The sequence below is a fragment of the Streptomyces sp. NPDC086777 genome (assembly GCF_040702065.1).
Taxonomy (GTDB): Bacteria; Actinomycetota; Actinomycetes; order Streptomycetales; family Streptomycetaceae; genus Streptomyces.
The window spans coordinates 38,990-46,751 of the sequence record NZ_JBFBJI010000057.1 but is presented as its reverse complement, the minus strand read 5'-3'; the positions used below and the strand labels follow the sequence as shown (position 1 = coordinate 46,751).

The 7,762-nt window shown below is 69.6% G+C and carries 4 protein-coding genes; 2 read left to right on the top strand and 2 right to left on the bottom strand.

The genetic code is table 11. From position 1 onward, the window contains the following. Positions 1-252: 252 nt before the first annotated feature. Complete coding sequence (locus AB0472_RS42740; protein WP_366364780.1) at positions 253-1,098, bottom strand: DUF3626 domain-containing protein; 846 nt, start codon at positions 1,096-1,098, stop codon at positions 253-255. A 1,039-nt stretch (positions 1,099-2,137) separates the two neighbouring features. Between AB0472_RS42740 and AB0472_RS42735 the strand changes: the two genes are divergently transcribed. Then, on the top strand, positions 2,138-4,729 hold the full coding sequence (locus AB0472_RS42735; protein WP_366364779.1) for a carboxypeptidase regulatory-like domain-containing protein: 2,592 nt from the start codon (positions 2,138-2,140) through the stop codon (positions 4,727-4,729). A gap of 62 nt (positions 4,730-4,791) precedes the next feature. Here AB0472_RS42735 and AB0472_RS42730 read toward each other — a convergent pair whose 3' ends face one another. Next, entirely contained in the window at positions 4,792-5,862 is a 1,071-nt protein-coding gene (locus AB0472_RS42730; protein ID WP_366364778.1) for a LuxR C-terminal-related transcriptional regulator, read from the bottom strand. 633 nt (positions 5,863-6,495) lie between these two features. Between AB0472_RS42730 and AB0472_RS42725 the strand changes: the two genes are divergently transcribed. Next, positions 6,496-7,095: a cation transporter gene (locus tag AB0472_RS42725; protein WP_366364777.1), complete on the top strand. Its 600-nt coding sequence runs from the start codon at positions 6,496-6,498 to the stop codon at positions 7,093-7,095. The last annotated feature ends 667 nt before the right edge of the window (positions 7,096-7,762 follow it).

The following is a 7,762-nucleotide window of genomic DNA, read 5'->3' as shown; positions in this document are numbered from 1 at the left end:
CCAGCTGACGCCGCACCGACCGGAAACCCGGTTGACAATCCCTTCAGTGACAACTCCTCAACCCAGCCACAGCCGACACAAGGACTCCATGAGGCGACTCACAAAGCCGTGGGAAATGCAGTGGCGGCCCACCCCCACGGGCACGGAGATGGACCGCCACGTCAACGAGCCGCCCGGCCTTCACACGTGAAGGCCTCATAGACACTGGTCTACAAAAACTCTCCCATCTGGAGGGCGCGCGAACCTTGCTGGTCAGCAGGCGGTGCGCACTCCGAAGCGTGCCAGGCAGTGCCAGACCTTCTTGAGGTCCTGAAGGCCGTACCGGCCGGTGCGAGCGGCATCCCCGATGACCTTCGGATCGAGCAGACCATCAACAGCGATCTCAGCGCCCAGGTCAACGTATTCCTGTCCCCGATAGCTTGAGTGACGCCGTAGTTCAACCACACCGAGGCGGAAACCTGGATGCCATTCGATTGGGCACGACAGGCGATGAGCTGCGGATTCAACCTCCGTGCCGCGATAGCTGGGGTCCAGCACCAGCGCCTCGACATCACAGTCGAACCTGACCCGTCCGTGAATCTGTGCCTCGATGTGACAGTCCAGGGCGTCCAACCCGCCCGCCTCAGCCAGCTCGATGAGCGAGCAGCGGTCGGCTGTGCCGACGTCGGAAGGCTCGGTCGAACTGTCGGGGTAGCAGAAGGTGGTGCGTCTCAAGGTCTCGGTGCTGAGTCTGAAGTACGACGAGCCGAACCGCGGTGCACCACCGACCGGATCACGGCGGTAGTTCAGCGCACCGTATGCGGGGCGCTGGTCAGCCGGGGCCTCATCGTACGCACCGTCGAACATACGGCTCTCCCAACGCCACCGGTCTCCGCCAGGATGAGCGGTCAGACCACCGTTGCTCGTGCCTGTCACGAACTGCGACTGGTAAACGCCGTCTTCCGCCATCTGGGCCAGGGTCAGACGATTCCCTGCGGGACGATCGGGATGAAAGTGCATCGTCACCCGGAGGTCTCCAGCGAGCGGCTGTCCTTCAGATGAAGCCGCGACATGCTGCAGAGCCTTCTCCTGAAGCGATACGACGATGTCAGTACCCATGCGTGGAGTGTGCACGGACGGCACTGTGCAACGCACCTCAGTTTATGAGTCACCTGCGGCCCTGCCTGCAGTGCATGGGTCTCAGCACCAACCACACGCACCGAATAGCGCAGGGTCTGGACACCGTCTCTTCACCGGTACGGCATCCCCGCCTCCACACGCCCCGCAACCACCCGGCTGACCGCCCTCGTCTGGGGAACCGCCTCCGTCATCGCGCTCGGCGGCTCGGCTCACGCCCTCGCGTCATCACCATCATCGTCATCGGCGACGTCCACGGTGCCCTCCTGAAGCACCATTCCACAGACTCGCCCGATAGCGACACGAACGGCCACGAAGCCGACGGCACGCAACCACCAGCTGCTTCTGCGTGACACAGCGGGCTGAGAACCGCCTGGACGCGTTGCGGGCCGATGAGGACCAGCAACGCCTTTCGGTCCCGGTCTTCCGACTCCGCCCCCACGTGCCATCCGACAAGGCTGAGCCGCACCGCCTGTCCTGGCCTCCAGGGCAGCCAGGCGCGGGCGCGCGGAGCGGGCGTCGAGGGTGACAGCGGCCTCCACCTCGCCGCGCGCGGCATCGCGCGACCGTACGACGTCGCCCACACCAGACACCTTCGTACGGCAGCCGAGCCTGCCCTTATCCGCTGGAAAATGATTCAGGGGTCGTCTTCAGGAACGGCCATAGCGGCCTAGTCGCCTCATTGCGCGGCTATTACCGGAGGAAAGGGGTGCGATGCATGCGGTAATGAGGCGGAGATGTCGGCGCACCCTTCCATTGTGACTCCGAACTCGGCTGCTTCATATGGGACTTGGTATGCCACTTCGTGATTCTGCACAAGTGAGAACCCTCTGCGGGAGTCGGCGGCCTCCGGGAAACGAACGTGTAACGAAGGGCCTATTGACATCCCGTCATGTCTGACCGGCTAATTGTCGGGACGTCTTCCTGCACGCAGGTTTCCCCTGTTCCCGGCCCGATTCCGAGGGCCCGTCACGATGGGTACGAAGTGAAGCAATCCGCGTTCCGAAGAGAGCGAATATCCGTGGCCCCGCGGCTCCGTTCGGGTGTCACCGCCCTGGGGCTCGCCGCCCTTGCTCTGCTCGGCATCGAGGCGCCCGCGCACGCCATGCCGGCCACACCCTCAGGTGCCGCCGCCCCTCCGGCCCGCCTCGACACCTCTCCGGACACCGAGGCCGGCGCGGCCACCGACCTGACTCCCGTGTGCGGCACGCCCGCCAAGGGACACGCGTCGTGCTTCGCCATGCGCCACACCAGTGAGTCCCCGCTGCTGCGGCTGGCCGCTGCTCAGACCCCGCCGGGGCTCGGACCGCAGGACCTGCAGAGCGCCTACAGCCTGCCGGCCGACGGCGGCGCGGGGCAGACCATCGCCATCGTGGACGCCTACGACAACCCCGACGCCGAAGCGGACCTGGCGGTCTACCGCGCCCAGTACGGGCTGCCTCCGTGCACCACGGCCAACGGCTGCTTCAGCAAGGTGGACCAGCGCGGCGGCACCGACTACCCGCTGTCGAACGACGACTGGGCCGGTGAGATCGCCCTCGACCTCGACATGGTCTCCGCGGTCGCCCCGCAGGCGCACATCCTGCTCGTGGAGACCGACAACGACGGACTCGACCGGCTCGCGGCCGGGGTCGACAAGGCGGTCGAGCTGGGCGCGAAGTACGTGTCCAACTCCTACGGCCGCTCCGGCGACTCCGCCTCCGACGTCCCGACGTACGGCGCCTCCTACGACCATCCCGGCGTCGCGGTCGTCGCTGCGAGCGGGGACAACGGTTACGGTGTCGCCTTCCCGGCCACCCTTCCCACGGTGACGGCGGTCGGCGGCACCAATCTGGTCGCCGACCCGGACACTGCCCGCGGGTGGGACGAGACCGTGTGGAAGCGCGGCTCCTACGGGCCCGGCTCGGGCTGCGCTTCGTTCCAGGTCAAGCCCTCCTTCCAGCAGGACACCGGATGCCAGGGACGCACTGTCGCCGACGTCTCCGCGGTAGCTGACAACGTTGCCGTCTATTCGACGTTCGGCGGCCACGGCACCGGCTGGCAGACCTACGGCGGCACCAGCGCGGCCACCCCGGTGATCGCCGGCGTCTACGCGCTGGCCGGCTCGCCACGCCCGGGCACCTACCCCAACGCGTATCCGTACACGGCAGGCGGCACCGGCCTGAACGACATCACCTCCGGGTCCAACGGCACCTGCGCCGCCGCCTACCTGTGCACCGCGGGCACCGGCTACGACGGCCCCACCGGCCTGGGCACCCCGGCCGGACTGGCGGCCTTCCGCAGCGGCCCGAGCGGGACCCTGACCGGCAAGGTGACGGACAGCAGGACCGGCAAACCCGTCGCCTACGCCACCGTGGCCTCCGGCCTCGACGTGGCCACCACGAGCGCCGACGGCACGTACACCCTGAACCTGCCCGCAGGTGAGGTCGACGGGCTCACCGTCACGGCCTTCGGCTACGCGTCCACGGCACCGGTCTCCCTGCAGATCACGGACGGTCAGACCGTGACACGCGACTTCGGCCTGAAGGCCCTGCCCCGCGCCCATGTGCGCGGCACGGTCCGGGACGGCTCGGGGCACGGCTGGCCGCTGTACGCCCGGATCGCCGTCGAGGGTTCGCCGGAGGCGCCGGTGTGGACCGACCCGGTCACCGGCCGGTACGACATCTCCCTTCCGGAGCAGAGCGGTTACACCCTGGACATCACCGCGGCCCTACCCGGTTACGATGCGGTCTCCCGCGAGGTGACGGTGGGCAGGAAGGCCGTGACCGCCGACAGCGCCCTGGCCGCCGACCCGGACGCGGCCACCGCCGTCGGCTACGCGCTGCACACCGCCGAGCACTCCGAGGGATTCGACACACCCACCGCGGCACCACAGGGCTGGACGGTGGCGAGCGCGGCGGACAGCGACAACGGCTGGCAGTTCGACGACCCCACCCAGCGCGGCAACGCCACCGGCGGCAGCGGCTCCTTCGCGACCGTCGAGAGCGACAACGCGCCCTTCGGACCGCACCAGGACACCTCGCTGGTCAGCCCCGCCTACGACCTGTCGACGGCGCAGTCGGCCAGTCTCACCTTCAAGACGCACTACATCACCAACCTCAGTCAGCAGCACATGACCGTGGACGCCAGCACCGACGACGGCGCCACCTGGCAGAACGTGTGGGCCGGTCCCAAGTCGAACGGTGAGGCCGACCACCTCACGGTGAGCGTCCCGCTGCGGCAGTTCGCCGGGCAGTCATCGGTGCGGCTGCGCTTCCACTTCGTCGCCAACTGGGCCTACTTCTGGGAAGTCGACGACGTGAGCGTGCAGAGCCGGACGCTGGAGCCGGTGCCTGGCGGGCTGACGGTGGGAACCGTCCAGGACGCCCGCACCGGTAGGGCGATCATCGGCGCGAAGGTCGCCGACACCTCGGCGCCGGACACCGCCGTACTCACCGTGGCCACGCCGGAGGACCCGGCCGTGGGCGACGGTCTCTACACCCTGTTCTCGCGAGCCCCCGGCGTACACACCCTGCAGGCCACCGCGGACGGCCACCGGCTCCTCACCCGCCGGACCGTGGTGCACCGGGACCGGATCACCCACAAGGACTTCGCGTTGAAGCCCACCACGTAAGTCTCGATCACGGTGCCGTACCCACGGGTACGGCACCGTGCGCGGTGATGGCGGGCCGCCGGTCACCGACCGGCCACGGCATCGTCCGAGCCCTGGTCCTCCCCCAGCCACCCCCGTTCGGCCGCCAGCAGGGCAATCTGGAAGCGGGTGCGGGCGCCGAGCCGTGTGCCCGCGTCGCTGACATGTTTCTGAACCGTGCGGCGGCTCACCTTGAGCACGCGGGCGATCGTGTCGTCCTTCATCCCCGCGGCCATCAGGTGCAGGATCTCCCGGGTGCGCGGGTCGGGTGTCCCCGTCGTCCCGGTGTCCGGCAGCGGCGTGCTGTGCCGACCGCGGGCCTGCGCCGACGACGGCGCATCGATCCGGCTGGAGAGGGACATCGGTTCGGCATCTCGCCACACGCTCTCGAACAGGTCCGCCAGCGCCTCGACGAGCGCGGGCGAGTGAACCACCAGTGACCCGGCGGACGGCCGGTCCCCCCGCACCGGCAGCAGGGCCGCGGTCCGGTCGAACACCACGAGTTTCACCGGCAGCCGTGGAGCCAGCCGAAGTTCCCCTCCCCGTCCGGTGCCGCGCACCGCCGTGGCCAGGGACACCTCGTCGGAGAAGCCTTCGGTCTCGTACACGGAACGCATCCGCACCCCGTCCGCCACCCCTGCTGTCTCCGCGGCCACCCCGAAACCGGTGACGTAGGGCGGTTTCGCCAGGTGCAGCACTTCGGTCGCACATCCCTTGAGCAGCTGGGCGTAGCGCGCCGACACCTCGTCCTCGCGCTCCAACAGCTCCACCAGGTGGGCCGAGCGCGGTCCGGTCACCGTCTCGTACATCTCGTGCAGACGCTCCACGAGCCCTTCGGTGCGCGCCAGTTCAGCCCGCCGACGGGCCAGCAGGGCACTCAGGGAGGTGCGTGGGGGGCCGGCCGCCCAGCGTGGCACGGCAGCGTCGGTGCGCAGGGCGAGCGAGGCGTCCGCGAGGTCACGCAGAGCCCGCACCGCGTCCGCTGTTGACACTCCGACCGCTGCCGCGACTTCGTCCGCGTCAGCCGAGGGCACAGACACCAGATGCTCCAGAACGCGACCGGCCAGCGGGTCCAGACCGGCTCCGGACCATGGGCTGTCCGCGGGTGCGTCCATGGGTTTTGCCACTCCTGTGCGCTGCAGGACCGGGCGAACCCGAGCCCGACCGACGGGGTACCACCCTGATGCTACGTTGATCATGGCGGGCTCGGCATCGGAGGTACGGGCAGGGCGAGACCGCCACCCCCACTGCTTGCCCTGCGTCCTGTGTGCGCTGCCCGGCAGCGGCTGTCGGTAGTCCGTGCTGATGCCGGACCAGCACCTCAAGGCGTCCTGGAGTACATCGGGACTCCGGCAGCAGGTGAGGCCGCCCCGGGTGCTCCCGGAAGCGGGCGTGGTTCGGTGACGAAGGCGTGCGTGGCGCCCGATCCGTGGGCGGCTCCCTGGAATGTGACGCCGCAATCCCGGCCCGTGCGCAGAGCCCGTCCACCGACGATCTGAACGCTCCGGTCGGCTCCGGTGGTGGCCGCGCGCCTCGACAACACCGTCCAGACCTGCAACGCCGCGAACCGCTTCACGGTCGTGGCGGCCCTGCGGGACGCGGGTGGGATGGCTGCGCGGCTGAGTGCGGGGATTGCCCGGTTGCGGAGGGCGGTCCGTTCGCATGCTGCGGCCGAGAACGGCGGTGAAGTGGTCGTAGACGGCTGAGGCGTCTTCGCGTCCGGTGGGCAGGTCTGGGAGGATCTCGCGGTGGACAGCACTGATGACGCCGGCCGCCGGGCGCTTGTTCGCCGCGGCTTGGCCCTGGAGTACGTCACCCTGGCGTGGAACGTGATCGGCATCGTGGTGCTCGCCGTCGCCGCGCTCTCGGCCAGGTCCGTGGCGCTGGCCGGGTTCGGGCTCGACTCCCTGATCGAGATCGGCGCCTCCACCGTGGTGATCTGGGAGCTGTCCGGCACCGGCGAGGACCGTCGGCGCCGTGCGCTGAAGCTGATCGGCGTCGGCTTCGCGCTCCTGGCGGTGTACCTGCTGGTGCAGTCCACGTGGGTGCTGGCCTCCGGCTTCCGGCCCCACCACTCGCCTCTGGGCATCGGCTGGACCGCGGTGACGGCTGCGGTGATGTTCGCGCTCGCCGCCGGCAAGGCGCGTACCGGCACCGCGCTGGACAGTCCGGTGCTGAAGACCGAGGGGCGGGTGACCCTGATCGACGGCCTGCTGGCCTGCGCTGTGCTGTTCGGCCTCCTGCTGAATTCCCTGGCCGGCCTCTGGTGGGCCGACCCGGCCACCGGCTACGTGCTGGTCTACTACGCACTGCGCGAGGCCAAGGAGATCTTCTTCAGCGAGCACTGACGGACTGCGCCGGCCGGCAGCACGCTCTTCTCCGACGGTGTCCGGACCGGCTGCCACGAAGGAGCGATTCACCACCCCCGGGGCCAGGCGGTGTCGCCCCTCGCGACCAGCGGACGCGGATGTCGAATCCGGGGCTCTGGCTTCCTTTCCGTGTGGATCAACCCGCACGTGGGCCGGGAGGCCGAGGCGCTCGACGCCCTGGAGGAACTCGGCCTCGCCGACGGTGCAATGTCGTTCACCGCCTCGTACGGCGGCGTGGGCCGCGAGGCCGTCATGGGACGGCCCGGGCCCGGGAACTCGGCGAGGTGGAGGAGCGTCGCGAGGCATTCACGGGACGGACGGAGGTCCGGTGCTGCCAGGCGGTGAGCCGGCCGAAGATCTTGGTCTCACTGGACTGCGGCCGACGAACCGGTGGTTTGCCTCCATCGTCGTCGGCGTGTCGGAGCTCGGGGCGGCCCGCGCCGTCCGGGCCTGCGACGAGATCGTCGGCGTACCGGCCGCGCCGGACGCGGACGGCCGGCCTGCGCATCGTCGTCCGGGTGGCGCGACGTCGATGACACGAATGTCCACGACCGCTACGGCCGTGCCGGGTTCACGGTCCGGGCGCGTTCACGCGCGGGTGGCGGTGTCAGGCAGGAGCCGGGCCCACACGCCGTGGAAGGTATCG

Coding starts and splice junctions, on each gene's coding strand:
- AB0472_RS42730 (WP_366364778.1), bottom strand. CDS start 5,862: ATGGACGCACCCGCGGACAGCCCATGGTCCGGAGCCGGTCTGGACCCG.
- AB0472_RS42740 (WP_366364780.1), bottom strand. CDS start 1,098: ATGGGTACTGACATCGTCGTATCGCTTCAGGAGAAGGCTCTGCAGCAT.